Origin of the sequence: Parabacteroides hominis, from assembly GCF_014287585.1 — a bacterium.
GTDB classification, from domain to species: Bacteria; Bacteroidota; Bacteroidia; order Bacteroidales; family Tannerellaceae; genus Parabacteroides; species Parabacteroides hominis.
Window position 1 is genome coordinate 1 of sequence record NZ_JACOOJ010000045.1, and the last position, 18025, is coordinate 18025.

Below are 18025 nucleotides of genomic sequence, written 5' to 3' on the forward strand. Positions count from 1 at the left end.
ACAAGCCTTTCGGGACAATTAAGCAGAGGTGACAAGCGAGCCAGGGTAACTGAAATAGTATTGACAAGTGAAGTCGTTTAACTACCCAAAAAATGACAAGTGATTTTAGGAATAGACATAAACAACGCATCAGCCTCTCTAAAGCTATGCATTAGGTGGCGTAACCCATAGCATTAGCCCTCGTAAAGCATAGCTTTATGTTTTTCCGGATCGAGTCGTGTGAAAACAAGCCGTTTCTTTTGCATCCGGGAAAAATTAAAAAAGCAGTGAAAAAAAAGCTATTATTGATTATCAGCTGTTTATGGTGAGAGGTGACAGATGAAATCCTGTTTTGGTAAAAGTTTATGGAAAATGAATTAAAAAACGCCGCCTTTAAGGTGACGTTTTTTAATTCAAACTCAGAAAAGTTTTACAGAATAGCCTTTTCATCTGTCATCTGTCACCCGTAATAGGGGAGATGGCGCCGTGCCTTGCGTGTGCCTTCCACCAGATCAATTGGCATATTATCCAATTAGCTCGCCATTTACGGTTCAAATCTTCTTAGATTACCCTCTAAATCCCCCTGGCTATTTTATTTAATTAGGGTTCACACTGCATTGGAAACTCTATATATCAGCATGTTACTGTGAACCCTGTGAATGCAAGATAAAAAAAGGCAGGATTGATCGATAGGATTGACTGATCGTAAACCGGTTTCACAGCCTTCACAACAAATCGCTGGCCATTAGCCTTTTACCGCCGTGAACCCTGTTTTCTGTTTTTGTCATATAAGGGATCGGATTGGTTCCTGTCCCGTAAAATATAGGTTATAGGCTAAAAAATACAGCCTTTAGCCTGTCCGGGAAAAGCCTGTAGGGCAGCAGGAAAAAGGTAGGCATCTATCCGGCAACCGATGCCGGCCTTTTCGGGAAGCGACAGGCATCTATAGGAACAACTTCACATACGAGGTTTGAGTCTGATAGACGCCGATTAAAATAAATAAACAGGATTTCTTGACGCGGATTTCGCGGATAACGCTGATTAAACACCTGATACATATTTCTTATCCGTGTTATTCGCGAAATCCGCGTCAAAATTATATTTGCGTCTATCAGACTCCTTACAAATGCGCTTTTTCCCTCAAAAGTATTATATCGGCTACTCTTCAATCTCCATCTCATCCAATAAATATCCTGCTCCGGCATATTTGTCCATAATGAAGAGGACATACCGGATGTCGACGATGATGCTGCGCTGGTAATCGGGAAGATATTGGATGTCGCCACCGACTCCTTCCCAGTTGCGGTCGAAATTGATGCCGATCAGTTCGCCGTTCGCGTTCATCACAGGGCTACCGGAGTTTCCACCGGTCGAATGGGTAGTCGCACTGAACGCAACAGGCATTTTCCCGTTGGGAGCCTTGTAGCGTCCGAAGTCTTTGGCGGCATACAGTTCTTTCAGGCGGGCGGGCACTACAAATTCCCAATTAGTGGAATCTTCTTTTTCCATCACGCCGTCGAGTGTTGTCTGGTGGCCATAGTAGTCGCAGTCACGCGGGCTGTACCCTTTTACTTGTCCGTAGGTGAGGCGCAGGGTAAAGTTGGCATCGGGGAAATTGGCACGATCGCCGTACATGGCCAGCAGACCTTTTACATAACTACGGTGAGCCATTGCATACCCATCCTCAAACTCTTTTAACGCATTCTTCAGATTGGTCTCTTCCGCACGGACAGACTTGGCGAAAAGAATCATCGGGTCGTTTTCCAACGCTTTGGCAGACGGGCGGGAGAGGAATTTGTTGAAATTATCCTCACTGCCGAAAATAGATTCCTCGAACAGATAGTCGACGAACCGGTCCGTGTCTCCCTTGAACTTCTTGTCGATCAGTTCGAAATAGGCCGGTTGCACTTTCGGATCGACTTGGCTGCGGTATTCTTTCAGCATCACTTTGGCGATTTTCTTGTCTACGTCGGCCGAGTAATTGCTGTTGGCAAATCCATGATAAGCCCGTTCCAATAGCCGGAGCTGTTCCTGCCTGGCTTTTTTGTCTTTTCCTTCCAAGGCTTCTATAACTGCATCCGTTTGAGTCGGCACGTTCGTAAACTCAATGCCTCGCAGGATAGCTTCGTCCAGCATCCAACTGCGGAAACGCAGGTCTTTGCGGTCCGATACGATCTGTTCGAGTGCCATCAGGGCGTCGGGATAGTTCGGTTCGCACATTTTGTTGGACCAGGCGATCAGCTTGTCCTGTTCCTCCTTTTTCACTTGTTCGAAATTGCGCTTTTTGATGGCCCAGTTGCTACCGATCGCATTTTTGTAAGCATTCGTCGAGCCTGCATATTTGCTGGCATACTGAATCCGGACAGCGGGGTCTTTCAACATTTCGTCCAACATGACTTTCTGGCGCAAGTCGCGGATGTGGATGCGGACCGTGTTGTCGATATCACGACGTTCCGCCACTTCCCAGGAAGTATAATATTTATTGGTACGGCCGGGAAATCCCATCATCATGGCATAGTCGTTTTCCTGTACGCCTTTCAATGAAATCTTGAACCAGCGTTTGGGGCGAAGCGGGACATTTTTGTCGGAGTAAGGAGCGGGATTGCCGTTCGCATCGGCATAGACGCGGAAGACGGAGAAGTCGCCCGTATGGCGCGGCCACATCCAGTTGTCGGTGTCTGCGCCGAACTTCCCGATCGATGAGGGAGGAGCCCCGACCAGACGGACATCGGAATAGATTTTCTTTGTGAACATGAAATACTGGTTACCGCCATAGAACGCCTTTATCTCGACTTCCGTGCCCGGATTGTCCTGCAGGAACTTTTCTCCCGCTTTCGCTTTGGCCAGTCCGTTCAGGAATTTGGGAGAGAGGAAGTTCATGCTGTTGGGGTCGGTGTCTTTTTCCAGTTCCTTTTTCACATATTCGGTCACATCCTCAATTTTGTCGATAAACGTGACGGTCATGCCGGGGTTCGGAAGTTCCTGTTCGCGCGACATGGCCCAGAAGCCGTCTGTCAGGTAATCGTGTTCCAGCGTGCTGTGGCGTTGGATGCAACCGTAGCCGCAATGATGGTTGGTCAGGAGCAATCCTTCCGGCGAAACGATCTCGCCTGTACAGCCGCCTCCGAATATGACGACGGCATCTTTCAGGGAAGCCGAGTCGGGGCTATAGATATCGTAGTCCTGCAATTTCAGTCCTAACGCTTGCATTTCCGGGAATTTTTGTCCTTTCAGCAAAGGCAGCAACCACATGCCTTCGTCGGCTACCGCCGGTAGCGACAGGATGGCTGCCGCGAGGGGGATGATGAGTCTCTTCATTGATTTATGAATTATGATTTATGATTCTTTCCATTCTCTGTATGGATGTTTTGTCAACATCGAATTGTAGTAACGGCGGTCTCCGCTAACCTCCTGTCCGATCCATTCCGGCCGTCCAAAAGGCTCGTCCTCGGATTCCAGTTCGATTTCGGCCAGGACCAACCCCTCGTTGTCGCCGTGGAAAACGTCGACTTCCCAGGTGTGTTTCCCTGCTGGGACCAGATTGCGCACTTTGTCGATGGCGCCGGGTTCGCATAGCTTCAACAGCTCTTCCGCATCCGCCAACGGTATTTTTTGTTCGAACTCGTAGCGGCTCAACCCTTTCTCGTCCGATGCGCCCTTGATCGTGAGGAATCCTTCTTCCCCCCGGATACGCACCCGTACCGTCCGTCCGGGTTGTGAGCAGATATACCCTTGCACGATACGTTGTGCTGAGGTCACTTGTCGGCTGAAGTCGCCGGTGACTAAGAATTTTCGTTCTATTTCGAGAGACATAATGAGCTATTGTCCATTTATTTGATTGTCACCATCGTTGCCCCGAAGCCATATTCGCGAAAAGAGGCATCCTGGTAATAATGCTGTTTGTATCTTGTTTTTAGTTCTTTCTCGATAGCCTTGCGCAGCACCCCGTCGCCTTTACCGTGGATAAAGACAATTTTCTGTCCTTTGTTGGCGGCATATTTGGCGAGCACTTCATGGAATTTCTCCAACTGGTAGTTCAGCATATCCGCATTACTCAGCCCGTTGGTGTTGTCCAACAGTTCCGTGATATGCAGATCCACTTCCAGGATAGTGCTGTCGGTCGCTTTCTTCTTGACGATCGTTTGGGGAGTGCGGCGGTCTTCGCGTACCTTCTGCTGCATGGCTTCCTGCAATTCGGTAGCGGAAATCAGCAACTCTTTTTCGGGGATATCCTGTCGCACGATCGGGTAGACCATCGCATCTTCATCGAAGAAATCGTTTTCCATGAAGCAGTGTTGCTTGTAGAATTTAACCGTATCGAGATGGAGTTCTACCGAAATGGCATTCTTCAATGAATAAGGTTTGTCTTTTTTGAAAGCGATCAGCTGCACGCAGATACGTTCCAGGTCGTTCAGTTCTTCCTTGCCGAATTCTTCCAGGAAAATCTGTGTATTCGGTTCTACAATGCCGTTATAGCGGCTGACCCAGCTATTGTTTTGACGGTTCATGTAATTGAAGAACAGATAGTAATTGCTGTCATTAATGAAATAGGTCTCGTAACCGCTTCCCTGCATCACTTTGGCAGGCTCTATCGGGAGGTAAGCCAGGTAGACATTCAGCCGTTCGCCTTCTGCGGTCTCTGTTGGTACAGACGCACTGCCGTGCGTCTCTTCGGGTTCCGGTTTCTTAGGTTGCGGGACAGGCGCCTGTGTTGTGGAGGGTAGCGGTGAACGCCGGGAGCTGTGTACCTGCATCTCGCTGTCTCCTACGACTACACATTCGCGGATCAGCGCCGGCACTTCGAATCCGTCTTCATCTTCCACCAAAACCTGGTCTTTCCCTTTGAAACTACGAACGACACCTCCGCCGGTGCTGTTCAGGAAACGCACTTTGTCTCCTACTTTTATGTTACTCATAATTCGATTTACTTTTGTTATTTGCTACAAAAGTAGTAAAATTCAGTGACTAATCCGGTTTCGGCTGATTGATTTGCCAATCATGTATCGGTAATCTCAACCGAATATTATTTTGTTATCTTTATATAGGTAAAGCATTACATAATGAAACGTTAAAAAATATTACCTGTGATACTAATTCCACATACATGCACTACTAATCCGATTTTGATGGGGTGGTAGTGACATTTTGATAAAATCAAAAGTTGGATTGTATCAAAACAGACAATGGCGGGGTTATCTCATTAGGTAGAGAATCGGATATTTACGAAAGATAAGAAGTGCACAGTAAAGTGCCAATAAATTTGTACTTTTGCAATCCGGTTCGATTAAAAAGGACCTGTAATAGTAAAAGTCATGACAACAAAGACGCAACAGATACGCATCGAAGATTTTGATTATCCGCTGCCTGACGAGCGGATCGCCAAATTCCCGTTACCCAAACGGGATGAATCGAAACTCTTATTATATAAGGAAGGAAAAGTCAGCGAAAGTATATTCAAGCATATTACGGATTACCTGCCGGAAGGGGCCCTGATGGTATTCAATAATACGCGGGTGATCCAGGCGCGTCTTCTGTTTCAGAAAGAGACAGGTGCGAAGATCGAGATTTTCTGCCTGGAACCGGTCGAGCCGCATGATTATGCATTGGTTTTCCAACAGACCGGACGTTGTCGATGGACTTGCTTAGTCGGCAACCTGAAGAAATGGAAAGAAGGACTTTTGAAGAAGGAGGTGCAGCTCGGTGGCGAGACCGTCATACTGAAAGCGGAAAAATTGCAGACCTGCGGGGACAGCCATCTCATCGAGTTTACATGGGATCACCCGACTTGCACGTTTGCCGACCTGTTGGATGCGGCGGGCGTATTGCCGATTCCTCCCTATTTGAACCGCGAAACCGAGAAAAGCGATCTGCAGACCTACCAGACGGTTTACTCCAAAATAAAAGGTTCGGTGGCCGCGCCGACAGCCGGTTTGCATTTTACGCCGGAAGTCCTGGCCGCTATCGATGCGCAAGGGATCGGACGGGAAGAACTGACGCTCCACGTCGGAGCCGGGACGTTCAAACCCGTGAAAAGCGAGACGATCGAAGGGCATGAGATGCATACCGAATTTATTTCGGTGCGCCGGAGTTCGATCGAACGGATCAAGAATAACCTCGGTAAGATTATTGCGGTCGGCACGACTTCGGTCCGTACGCTTGAAAGCCTCTATTATATGGGTGTCACGCTGGCCTCGAATCCGGATGCCACTGCCGAGGAACTGATCGTCAAGCAGTGGATGCCTTACGAAGAGACGAATAACAGGTTGACGGCTGATGAAGCGTTGCAAAATATCCTGGATTATCTGGATCGGCACGAGGCGGACAAGTTAGTGACGGCTACCCGGATCATTATCGCTCCGGGCTATGAATTTAAAATCGTGCGCGGTATTGTGACCAATTTCCATCAGCCGAAAAGCACGTTGCTGTTGCTGATATCCGCCTTTGTGAAAGGGGATTGGAAAAATATTTATGATTATGCCTTGGGGCATGATTTCCGTTTTTTGAGTTACGGGGACAGTTCGCTGTTGCTGTAATGCCCATACAATAAATAGTACATAATCCTGTTTATATAAAACATAGATTATAGCAAATGAGACAATTTACCCCATATTTGTTCCTGTTGTTGGCTGCGTCTTTTCTGTATTCCTGTAAATCAGCGAAACTGAGCGACGCGGAAGAAAAGCAGCGTATTGGCGAATATTTTGAAGCGGCGGCCATTTACAGGAAAGTATATACGAAGACTCCTCCTGCCAAGCGAGACTTGCGTGGATATATCGCTTTCAGGATGGCGGAATGCAACCGTTTGATCAACAATACGCCGCGTGCGACCAGCGCTTATATGAACGCGCTCAGGTATAAATATCCGGACAGTATCGTGAATCTTCGCCTGGGGCAGATGTACCAGAAGAGCGGACGTTATGGGGAGGCAATCAAATATTACAACGACTACCTGCTGGCGGAACCGGGCAGCGTGTTGGCCTTTAATGGTGTGACTGGCTCGGAGGAGGCCGTAAAATGGAAACAGGCGCCGACCCGCTATACGGTGAAGAGGATGGATAAGTTTAACTCCCGTCGTTCCGAATTCAGCCCGATGCTGTATGGCGAAAAGTACGACCAGTTGTATTTCGCTTCCACCCGTACGCCTAAAGGAGCCGGAAAAGATAAGGAAGAGACCAACAGCGCGATCACCGGGCAGCGGAATAATGATTTCTTCTTGGTGAAACAGGATGAAAATGGAGCTTGGCTGGCTCCGGTTGAACTGGAAGACGAGGTGAATACCGAGTTCGACGAGGGAACGCCTTCTTTCTCCAAAGACGGGAATACGATGTACTACACCTATTGCGCGCAAGACCCGGAAGGACCGCGAACTTCTGAAATTTATATATCTTCCCGTAGCAGTGCCAAATGGGGAAAAGGAACCAGGGCGAATATCGTAAAAGATTCGGTGACGGCTCTCGGGCATCCTTCGATATCGCCGGATGGCAAGTATCTGTATTTTGTATCGGATGCCGTAGGCGGCTATGGAGGCAAGGATCTGTTTCGGGCGCGTGTTATGGGGAGCGACTTTGGTCCGATGGAAAATCTGGGACCGGATATCAACACGCCAGGCGATGAAATGTTTCCTTACGTGCGGGATTCCGTAACACTCTATTTTGCTTCCGACGGGCATCCGGGAATGGGAGGGCTGGATCTTTTCAAAGCGACTTTGGACAGTACGGGCAAGTGGAACGTCGAGAATATGAAAGCGCCGATCAACTCTGCCGGCGATGATTTCGGTATCACGTTTGCCGGAAATAAGGAAAGCGGCTTTTTTAGTTCCAACCGCAATGATGTGCGTGGATATGACCATTTGTATTCTTTCGAATTGCCGGTTATCACCATCTTTATCGAAGGTATCGTGTCCGATGTGGACGAGAACCCGATAGAAGATGCAACGGTCCGTATTGTCGGCAGGGACGGCCTGAACGAAAAAGTGTTGGCAAAGAAAGACGGTAAGTACAGGGTTGAACTGGAACGTGATATCCGCTATGTGATGATGGCAAGCGCACGTGGATATTTGAATCAGAATTTTGAGTTGAAAACAGGGCCGGAGGAGAAGAACGAAACATATATCGTGGACTTTTTCCTTTCCCCGATCAGTAAACCTGTCGTGATTGAAAATATTTTCTATGATTTTGACAAGGCGACTTTGCGTCCGGAATCAAAGAAGGCGTTGGACGAAATGATCAAGATGCTGAACGACAATCCGAACGTCACGATCGAGTTGGGAGCGCATACCGACCGGAAAGGCTCGGAACAGTACAACGAACGGTTGGCGCAGCGGCGGGCGCAGTCGGTTGTCGACTATCTGATTGCCGGAGGAATCGCTCAAGACCGGCTTGAGGCTAAAGGATATGGTGAAAGCGTTCCCAAAACAATCAATAAGAAGATGGCCAAGAATTATGATTTCCTGAATGAAGGAGATGTCCTGACCGAAGAATTTATTGAAAAACTGACTCCAGAACAGCAGGAGATTGCGGATCAGATAAACCGTCGCACGGAATTTAAAGTTTTGCGGACGAACTATAATTTATTTTGATTTATCGATAAGGTAAAAAGATATAAGGTACCTCGAATTTGAACCTGTAGCCCGTAAGAGGTTATCTATAGAACACCGGCATTTTTTTCTGAATGAGCCCGCCGGTTTTCGGATAACCTCTTACTTTTATGGATAAGACCGTTAATTATTTGTTTCACCGGTCTTTTAATTGCTGATAAATCATATCTTTGCAAGGAATAAAAAAACAAGATACTATGAGGATAAGAATATTTTGCCTATTATTTTTCACATTGATCTTTAGCGCCTGCAACGGCCAGCAGACGAAGAAAACAGAAACAGGAAACACGAAAGAACGTACTTTTCAAATGGTTTCTGTCCCCAGTGTCATAACGGAGCCGGAAGAACGCGCCGCTTACTTGGTAAAACATTATTGGGATAAGTTCGATTTTACGGACACCACCTTGATCCATCTCCCGGAAATTACGGAGCAGGCGACTTCCAATTATATCGATATGATGAAATATGTCCCGGCAGAAGTAGCCTCTTCTTCTATCAAGGATATGATGAATAAAGCGTCAGCCGACAGTACGATGTTTGCCTGTTTTGCCGGTTTGTATGAAAAGTATCTCTATGATCCGAATTCTCCCATGCGGGATGAGTCTTTGTATATTTATGTACTGGAAGCGGTTTTGGAAGCTCCGGTCCTGGATGAGGTCAGTAAAATACGTCCGGCTCATTTGCTCGAATTGGCTCTTAAAAACAGGGTGGGAGAACCGGCAACAGATTTCACGTACACGCTGGCGGACGGTAAGAAAGGAACTTTGTATCATACGAAAGCCGATTATCTGCTCTTGTTTTTCTATAATCCGGATTGCCATGCCTGTAAGGAAATTACGGACCAGCTTGCTGCTTCGCCGCTTGTGACGGAGTGGACCAAGAATAACAAGCTTAAAATCCTGGCCGTTTATCCGGATGAGGATTTAGAGGCCTGGAAAAACCATATTTCTTATATGCCTGCAGGCTGGATCAATTCTTATGACAGTACGGTGAGCCTGAAAAATGATGAAATTTATGATCTGAAGGCAATACCGACCCTTTACCTGTTAGACAAGGATAAGAAAGTTGTATTGAAGGATGTGACATTCAATCAGGTAGAGTATTATTTAAGACGGGAACAAACTGTTAATCACCTTTAAACAGGCGATTTGCAGGTTAAAATAATGCTAAAAACTTAAATATTCTGCCGTAGAACTATGCTGAATAACATAAAACGTGTATATTTGCACTGTGTTTTTCATGGTATTAGATTTAAGGTTAGCAATGAAGATTGGTTGTCGTGATGACAACCTTTTCTTTTTTTAGGCCGTTTGTGTTTTTCTTTCCTTTCGAAAGTTTTTAAGATTCCGAAATAATATTACTTTTGTGTATTGACTAAAAAACTAAATAGTGTGGATACAAGAATAAAACTACGGGTGCAAGGTTTAACGAACAGCCAGATACAGTCAGGCGCTTATGCCTTGATTCTGGCGGAAGAAGATGGCGTTCGCCGCATACCTATCATTGTCGGAACGTCGGAAGCCCAGTCAATCGCGATCGCTTTGGAACGCATCACGCCTCCTCGCCCTTTGACGCATGATTTGTTTGTAACCTTTGCACAGGCATTTAGTGTTCGTTTGTGTGAAGTTTTCATCTATAAGTTTGAAGATGGCGTGTTTTATTCCGAACTGCTTTTTGAGGATGGAATCAGACAGATTCGCCTGGATTCACGTACTTCCGATGCTATCGCCATCGCTTTGCGTGTGAAATGCGATATCTATACGACACCTGAGATCGTCCGCGGGTGTGGAGTCGTGCTTGAAGAAGATGCCGCAGAAGAGAAAGACAAGGATGATGACGATTCTATTCTGGCTCTGGAACCGGAGGAAATACACGATGATGCCAAGTTGAAAAAATGGCTTTCTCTTTTGGATGCCGATGAATTGTCGGATCGTTTGGACGAAGCGATCGCCGATGAGAACTACGAGTATGCAAAGATGTACAAGGATGAAATCCGGCGTCGTGAAGAGGAGGGCGGGTCCAAATGATAGAACAACAACTTGGTTTTAGCCTTGAGTCTTTTCTACGTGGTATCTTAGGGATTGCTACGGTTTTGGGGGTTGCTTACCTGATGAGCTACGACCGGAAACGGGTCGATTGGAAACTGGTGGGGGGCGGATTGTTTATGCAGCTTGTCTTTGCCCTTGCCGTATTGTATGTTCCGGTAGTCGGGATTGTCCTGGAATGGATGGGAAAGGCTTTTATCAAGTTGATGGATTTTACCCAGTCCGGGGTCGCTTTTCTTTTGGGGCCGTTGGTAACCAAAAGTGAAGGGTTTATCTTTTTGTTGAACTCGCTTCCTGTGGTGATTTTCTTCTCTGCCCTGGTTTCTCTGTTTTATTACTGGGGGATTATCCAGCGCGTAGTGGGAGGGTTTTCCTGGGTGCTACGGCGTTTCATGAATATTTCCGGAGCCGAAGGATTGGTTACGTCAGGCAATGTGTTTATGGGAATGACGGAATCGCCTGTTTTGATTAAGAATTATCTGCCGGCGATGAACCGGTCGGAAATATTCCTGGTTATGGTTTCCGGGATGGGGACGATAGCCGGAACGGTGATGGGAACTTATATCGGCATGTTAGCGGGAGGTGATCCCGTGTCGAGGGTCTTGTTTGCAAAGCATTTGCTTTCGGCATCGCTGATGGCTGCTCCGGGCTCTATTGTCCTGGCTAAAATCCTTTGTCCGCAAACGGAAAAGGCAGACGACCGCTTGGTGAAGATGGAGAAGATCGGACAGCATTCCACTGCATTGGATGCGTTGGCTGCCGGAACGTCGACCGGTGTACGCCTGATGGTGAATATCGCGGCGATGTTGCTTGTGTTCATAGCGATGGTCGCTCTTGCCAATTATATCCTGGAGGGTGTGATCGGACGCTATACCGGGCTGAATGACTGGATCGTTTCTGTTACGGACGGGAAGGCTCAGGGATTGACGTTCCAGTTTATATTGGGAGTGATCCTATCTCCTTTTATGTGGTTGATCGGAGTTCCTTATCAGGATGTGATGCTGGTCGGTTCCTTGTTGGGACAGAAAACCATTTTGAATGAGTTTGTGGCTTATTTCCAGCTACAGGAATGGAAGGATGCCGGTTTGTTTATGTATCAGAAATCCATTTTAATGTCTACCTATATCTTGTGTGGTTTTGCTAATATCTCGTCTATCGGTATCTTGCTGGGAGGAATGGGCGTGCTGGCTCCCGAAAAGAGGGAACTGATCACTCGTTTCGGTTTTCCGGCTATGATTGGCGGTGCGTTGGTATCGGTACTTTCGGCTACGATAATAGGCATGATACTTGGATAATTGAAAAGTGAGAATTGATAATTGAAAATTTGAGATGCAGATATTTTATACGCCGGATATAGCCGTGAATCCGGAGCTTCCGGAAGAAGAGGCCGGGCATTGTATTCGTGTACTCAGGCTGGCTGAAGGCGACGAAATTTTATTGACGGATGGCAAAGGTTCCTTTTTTAAAGCGTCAATCAATCGTGCCCATCCTAAACATTGCGAAGTGAATATTCTGGAAAAGTGGGAACAGCCTGCTTTATGGAACTTCAATCTTCATATAGCAGTGGCTCCGACCAAGAATATGGATCGTATGGAATGGTTTGCGGAGAAAGCGACCGAGATCGGCATCGATGCCATCACTTGCCTGAACTGCCGTTTTTCCGAACGGAAGGAGATTAAACCTGCCCGCTTGGAAAAGATCTTGGTCAGCGCAATGAAGCAATCACAGAAAGCAACCTTGCCGGAACTAAACGGAATGACCGATTTCCGTACGTTCGTCAGTCAGCCTTTTGACGGTCGTAAGTTTATAGCCCATTGCGAAGAAGGTGTAAAACCTCTTTTGAAACAAACGTATCATCCGGGAGAAAACGCACTCGTCCTGATCGGTCCTGAAGGAGATTTCAGCCCCGAAGAAATAGCGCTTGCCCTAAAATATGGATTCGAACCCATTTCATTAGGCGAAAGCCGTTTGCGTACGGAAACGGCGGCATTGGTCGCTTGCCATACGATACATGTGTTGAATCAGTAATAAGAAACACAATGACTGAAAAAGAAAAATGCTGTCTCGGCCAACTATACGATGCTAATTATGATCCGGAAATATTGGCGGATCGTGAGCGTGCAAAAGAATTGCTTTATGATTATAACCGCTTGCGTCCTTCAGAGCAGGCAGGACGGATGGAACTTTTGAAAAAACTTTTGGGGAAGACCGGGGAGAACCTGATCATCGAACCTCCTTTCGCCTGCGACTACGGGTATAACATAGAAGTAGGGGAGAACTTTTATGCGAATGTCAATCTGGTTATACTGGACGGGGCAAAGGTCCGTATAGGAGATAATGCTTTTATTGCACCCAATGTCGGTATTTATACAGCAGGACATCCTTTGGACGCATCCGATCGCAACAAGGGATTGGAATATGCTTACCCGATCACGATCGGGGATAATGTATGGATCGGTGCCGGAGTGATCATTCTTCCTGGTGTTACAATCGGTGATAATGTGGTAATCGGAGCCGGTAGCGTGGTGACAAAAGATATTCCAGCCTATTCGCTCGCCGTAGGTAATCCTTGCCGGGTGATCAGGAAGATCGGATAAAACATAATAAGTCTTTACTAAGCAAGCCGGAATCTGCTTAATAAGTAGAGGGGGTGTCTGCTTAATAAGTAGCCAGGTGTCTGCTTATTAAGTAGATTTTTGTCTGTTTATCGAGTAGTCGGAGCACGCTTCATAAGTGATTTTCAAGTGTATCACCTCCGGTGAAACGACCAACAACGCGATGGCCTCTTGGAAAAGGCTGAAGCTTTCGCACGAGGAGTGCTTGAATCACTTTAAGCACTTACGGGAATAACGGCTTGCAAGAGAGAGTCCAAATTGCAAGGTTGAAAAGCCAATCTCCTAAGTAGCCAAAATAGTAAGATAAAGATAAAACTCCCCGAATTGGAAAATACCGGTTTGGGGAGTTTTATTTTTGTTCACATCCCTTTAGTGTTAAGAGAAAATCATTATCTTTGTGTCGTTCCCACGCCGATTATAGGGGTGGGAGCAGACATATATTTGAAAGGCGTTTATTGACGTCTTGTCTTCTTCGTTCCAAACTTCGCAACTTTAGAACTAAAAGAGGAGACAGGGCAGCGGTAGATGTCTGCGTAGGTTGTATCGTAATGTTTCATGTGCTTGGAATAGGCGCATGGATTGGTTGCATACATATCGGCGTGGGCTTCAACGTTGCTTATCCTCTTTTAGTAGGCAATGCGAAGGCCTGGAACGTGGGATAAGTGACAGACGAATCCCGCGCTTTTTTTGTATATGCTGGTTTAGAAAAAGGAAGAACTTATTTATTAACCTTTTAAATATAAATCAGATGAATACAAAAAGTATTTTTCTTCTCTGTATGTGGCTTTTCGCTACATGTTTTTTGCAGGCACAAGACAAGATGCCGCAAGCCATCAGCTACCAAGCCATTGCCCGCGATGCACAGGGCAAAGTGGTGAGTGAGAAAACAATCGGCGTGAAGGTCGAAATCCTGAAAGGATCGGCAGATGGAAGTGTCGTTTTCTCGGAAACGCATACACCGACCAGTAGCAAGACAGGAACGGTCAATCTCTTGATCGGACAGGGGATAGCTGGAAGTGGAACGTTCGCATCCATTGATTGGGGAAGTGACACCTATTTCCTGCAATTAAGTATGGACTTGGCGGGTGGAAGCAATTATGTAAAGGTTTCAACCACGCAGATGTTACCGGTTCCGTATGCGTTGTATGCGGCAAAGGCTGGCGAGGTTGAGAATGGCGAAGGGGAAAATAATGCGCCTAAATTTACATTCGTTACAACGGATATTGATAATACAGACGACGATCTTTATTGTATACTTTCAGGAGAGCTGTATAAAAAAGGTTATGAATATCCTGAAGGTACGCTTTCTGTGTATGATTATATTAATCTGGAATGTACTATTCTATATTTGGACGGTCAAGACCAAGAGTTGATGATTTCCATAGATGGTTTATCAGACGATGATGCAGCGATTGGTAGGTCGAGTTGTGCAGGTAGGATGTTTGATTATCACTATGAGAATGTCGCAGACGGGAATTATAAACTGGTTGTGCGCAATAAGAGCGGCAATGTTATAAAAGAATATCCTTTTACATTTACAGCGCGAAGGAGTTTGTGATTTAATTATTAACCTTTTAAATATAAATCAGATGAATACAAAAAGTATTTTTCTTCTCTGTATGTGGCTTTTCGCTACATGTTTTTTGCAGGCACAAGACAAGATGCCGCAAGCCATCAGCTACCAAGCCGTTGCCCGCGATGCACAGGGCAAAGTGGTGAGTGAGAAAACAATCGGCGTGAAGGTCGAAATCCTGAAAGGATCGGCAGATGGAAGTGTCGTTTTCTCGGAAACGCATACACCGACCAGTAGCAAGACAGGAACGGTCAATCTCTTGATCGGACAGGGTACAGCTGGAAGTGGAACGTTCGCTTCGATCAATTGGGGAGCAGACACTTATTTTCTTCAATTAAGTATGGACTTGGCGGGTGGAAGCAATTATGAAAAAGTTTCGACTACACAGATGTTACCGGTACCGTATGCGTTGTATGCTTCCAGAGCCGGAACGGTTGAAAATGGAGGAGGTACAACTGACCCGGACGGAAAGGTCCCTTTTTTGATATATGCGGTCGATAGTGGGAAACATATATATGAAATGATTAGTGGTGAAGTGAAAGCCTATATAAATGATTATAGTAATACCGCTTGTCTTTCTTTAGAAGGTGGCTTCTTGTATCTGAACGGGAAAGATCAACAATTATCAATCGCTGTCGAAGGTTTACCGATTGGAACCGAAATGGACGATGAAGATGGTGGCTTAGGTCAATCTACTGTCATGGGGCGTTGTTTTGATTTTAGTTATAATTTTTCTGCTAATGCGTTACCTTATGATGGAGCTAAACTTGTTGTTCGTAATGCGTTAGGTCAGACCGTGAAAGAGTATCCGTTTAAAATTGTAAAAGATAATTAGTGTTGATATGAAATACATTTATTTATTAGCATATGCATTGTGCCCCTTTTTACTTTGCGCACAAACTCTTGATGGAGCCTTCTCTTGCCAAGGAAAAGAGGTGTTAACTGGGGGAACAAGTATTTCGGTGACAAGTATCACCGGGCAATCCTTTGAGGGGACTGAAGCTGGTGCCTCTTTGGCGTATGGGTTTATTGAAAGGGTGTCTACGGAGAACGAATATACTGACGTATTGGCATTAACATTGTCACGCGAGGAGGCTTCGTTAGCAGTAGGTGAAGAGATTGAGTTGACGGCAATCTTTTCTCCTGAAGTGGTCGATAATCCGGCGGTAAGTTGGTTTTCATCTGATCCGAAGGTTGCAACCATAAAGGATGGGACGGTTTCCGCAAAGAGTAGGGGAACAGTTGTGGTTACGGTCGTTTCGGCTTACGGAGTTTATGCGGATGAATGTAACATCACCGTTACTCAATCGGAATCTGAACCAATTCCTGTTACCGGAGTTGTTTTAGAACCGGAAGAAGTCATGTTGGAGATTGGCAGAACGCTTGAATTGGAAGCGACTGTCCTACCGCAAGACGCAGACGATAAACGGGTGGAATGGAGTTCTTCGGATGAGCGTGTTGCTACGGTGCTGGATGGAGTTGTGACGGCAATGGGAGTTGGAACCGCTACGATCAGTGTCACGACGGTCGATGGAGGATATGAAGCAGCATGTATGGTCACGGTCGATGATGATCCGACTTCGATCGAGAATGTGAGTGAAGGCAATAGCGTTTTCTTTGTAGATGGTTCTTTGCATTTGGATTTACAGAAACCGCAAACGGTTTATATATTGGATGTAAGCGGAAAAGTGTGTGATGTCATTCAGTGTCAATCCGGTCAGAGTACCGTCTCGATGCAAAAATATTCGGTTGGCATCTATTTCGTCCGGATGGATAACCAAGTCGTCAAGGTGGTTAAACGGTAAACCTATTTTGGGATAGTAATAAAAGGAGGTATGTGTTGTTGTCGCATACCTCCTTTTTTTATCTTATTCCCATTCGATTGTCGCATTGGGTTTCGGAGACATATCGTAGCAAACGCGGTTGACGTTTTTAACTTCCTTCAGGATACGGTCCGTGATCTTCATCAGGATAGGCCAATCGACAGGCTCGATAGTAGCCGTCATGGCATCTACCGTATTGACGGCACGGATGATGACAGGCCAGTCGAAAGAACGTGCATTATCGCGTACACCTACGGATTTGAAGTCAGGCACAACCGTGAAGTATTGCCAAACCTTCTTGTCCAATCCGGCTTTCTGGAATTCTTCACGCAAGATGGCATCCGCTTCGCGAACCGCTTCCAGCCTGTCGCGTGTGATAGCACCTAAGCAACGCACTCCTAAACCTGGGCCGGGGAACGGCTGGCGGAAGACCATTTCGTGAGGCAAGCCCAATTCGAGGCCGCAAGCGCGAACTTCGTCCTTGAACAATTGGCGTAACGGTTCGACCAGTTCGAATTTTAAATCTTCAGGCAGACCACCTACGTTGTGGTGGGATTTCACCATCTTGGCCGTCTTTGTTCCACTTTCCACGATATCGGGATAGATAGTACCCTGTGCTAAGAAGTCGATGCCGTCCAGTTTGCGTGCCTCTTCTTCAAAGACACGGATAAATTCTCCACCGATGATTTTGCGTTTTTCTTCCGGATCGGCAACACCTGCCAGTTTATCTAAGAAACGATCGGTGACATCTTTATAAATCAGGTTTGCATTCAACTGGTTCTTGAATACTTCAACGACATCTTCCGATTCGCCTTTACGCATCAGACCGTGATTGACGTGTACACAAACCAACTTGTCGCCGATAGCTTTCAGAAGCAATGCGGCAACAACAGAACTGTCGACCCCGCCTGAAAGCGCCAACAATACCTTTCTGTCGCCAACCTGACGTCTTACCAATTCGATCTGGTCATTGACGAAATTTGTCATGTTCCAATTCGCTTCGGCTTTACAAGTGTCGAACACAAATGGTTTAACCGCTTCTTTGATCGCTTCCATATCATTGGCGAATTCGCCTAATTTTACTTCGCAGAGAGCCTTGTCGTGGCCGGCAGCCATAACTGGGATTCCAACCGAATAGATTTCCGGATTCACATCGATGGCAACGCCGTCGATCACATTGTTAGGGCCACCGTTGATGATGATACCTTTTACATTCGGAAGTGCTTTGAGTTCTTCAACCGTGATGTCGTGCGGATAGATTTCGCTATAGACACCCAATGCACGGATTGCCCGCGCCAGCACAGTGTTTTCATGACTGCCCAAATCCAGGATAACAATCATATCTTGTTTCATACGATTCTTTATTTTTTATTGGTTTTATATTTTGTGTACTT

General features: G+C 46.2%; 14 protein-coding genes. 10 read left to right on the forward strand and 4 right to left on the reverse strand.

The features are described 5' to 3' along the window. Positions 1-1137: 1137 nt before the first annotated feature. From H8S65_RS18180 to H8S65_RS18190, 3 genes are read right to left on the reverse strand one after another with little or no spacing between them, the layout of a single operon-like run. Positions 1138-3297, reverse strand: a complete 2160-nt coding sequence (locus tag H8S65_RS18180) for a S46 family peptidase (protein ID WP_186931266.1) — start codon at positions 3295-3297, stop codon at positions 1138-1140. Positions 3298-3315: 18 nt separating this feature from the next. Next, entirely contained in the window at positions 3316-3792 is a 477-nt protein-coding gene (locus H8S65_RS18185; RefSeq protein ID WP_186931267.1) for a CYTH domain-containing protein, read from the reverse strand. A 17-nt stretch (positions 3793-3809) separates the two neighbouring features. After that, on the reverse strand, positions 3810-4895 hold the full coding sequence (locus tag H8S65_RS18190; protein WP_186931268.1) for a DUF2027 domain-containing protein: 1086 nt from the start codon (positions 4893-4895) through the stop codon (positions 3810-3812). A gap of 396 nt (positions 4896-5291) precedes the next feature. Here H8S65_RS18190 and H8S65_RS18195 point away from each other — a divergent pair, with 396 nt between their 5' ends. The 10 genes from H8S65_RS18195 to H8S65_RS18240 all read left to right on the forward strand — a co-directional run bounded on the left by H8S65_RS18195 (position 5292) and on the right by H8S65_RS18240 (position 16613). Beyond that, positions 5292-6512 (forward strand): S-adenosylmethionine:tRNA ribosyltransferase-isomerase, encoded by a 1221-nt coding sequence (locus tag H8S65_RS18195; RefSeq protein ID WP_186931269.1) that lies wholly within the window; start codon positions 5292-5294, stop codon positions 6510-6512. Positions 6513-6568: 56 nt separating this feature from the next. After that, the gene (gene porE, locus H8S65_RS18200; protein WP_186931270.1) at positions 6569-8557 is read left to right on the forward strand and encodes a PorE family type IX secretion system protein; all 1989 of its coding nucleotides are present in this window, start codon (positions 6569-6571) and stop codon (positions 8555-8557) included. Positions 8558-8772: 215 nt separating this feature from the next. Continuing rightward, positions 8773-9714: a DUF5106 domain-containing protein gene (locus H8S65_RS18205; RefSeq protein ID WP_186931271.1), complete on the forward strand. Its 942-nt coding sequence runs from the start codon at positions 8773-8775 to the stop codon at positions 9712-9714. 252 nt (positions 9715-9966) lie between these two features. After that, positions 9967-10602 (forward strand): bifunctional nuclease family protein, encoded by a 636-nt coding sequence (locus H8S65_RS18210; protein WP_186931272.1) that lies wholly within the window; start codon positions 9967-9969, stop codon positions 10600-10602. Further along, positions 10599-11915: a NupC/NupG family nucleoside CNT transporter gene (locus H8S65_RS18215; RefSeq protein ID WP_186931273.1), complete on the forward strand. Its 1317-nt coding sequence runs from the start codon at positions 10599-10601 to the stop codon at positions 11913-11915. Before H8S65_RS18210 ends, H8S65_RS18215 begins: the two co-directional genes overlap by 4 nt. Positions 11916-11949: 34 nt before the next feature. Next, positions 11950-12648 carry a 16S rRNA (uracil(1498)-N(3))-methyltransferase gene (locus H8S65_RS18220; RefSeq protein ID WP_186931274.1) on the forward strand — a complete coding sequence of 233 codons (699 nt, stop codon included), beginning with the start codon at positions 11950-11952 and terminating at the stop codon, positions 12646-12648. A gap of 11 nt (positions 12649-12659) precedes the next feature. Further along, the gene (locus H8S65_RS18225; protein ID WP_186931275.1) at positions 12660-13217 is read left to right on the forward strand and encodes a sugar O-acetyltransferase; all 558 of its coding nucleotides are present in this window, start codon (positions 12660-12662) and stop codon (positions 13215-13217) included. A gap of 766 nt (positions 13218-13983) precedes the next feature. Then, a complete protein-coding gene (locus tag H8S65_RS18230) occupies positions 13984-14793 on the forward strand; it encodes a DUF8740 domain-containing protein (RefSeq protein WP_186931276.1) in 810 nt (269 codons plus the stop codon). 31 nt (positions 14794-14824) lie between these two features. Continuing rightward, the gene (locus tag H8S65_RS18235; RefSeq protein WP_186931277.1) at positions 14825-15643 is read left to right on the forward strand and encodes a DUF8740 domain-containing protein; all 819 of its coding nucleotides are present in this window, start codon (positions 14825-14827) and stop codon (positions 15641-15643) included. Positions 15644-15650: 7 nt separating this feature from the next. Beyond that, positions 15651-16613: an Ig-like domain-containing protein gene (locus tag H8S65_RS18240; protein WP_186931278.1), complete on the forward strand. Its 963-nt coding sequence runs from the start codon at positions 15651-15653 to the stop codon at positions 16611-16613. Between the two features lie 63 nt (positions 16614-16676). Here H8S65_RS18240 and guaA read toward each other — a convergent pair whose 3' ends face one another. After that, positions 16677-17984, reverse strand: coding sequence for a glutamine-hydrolyzing GMP synthase (gene guaA, locus H8S65_RS18245; protein WP_186931279.1), 1308 nt, complete (start codon positions 17982-17984; stop codon positions 16677-16679). Between the last annotated feature and the right edge of the window lie 41 nt (positions 17985-18025).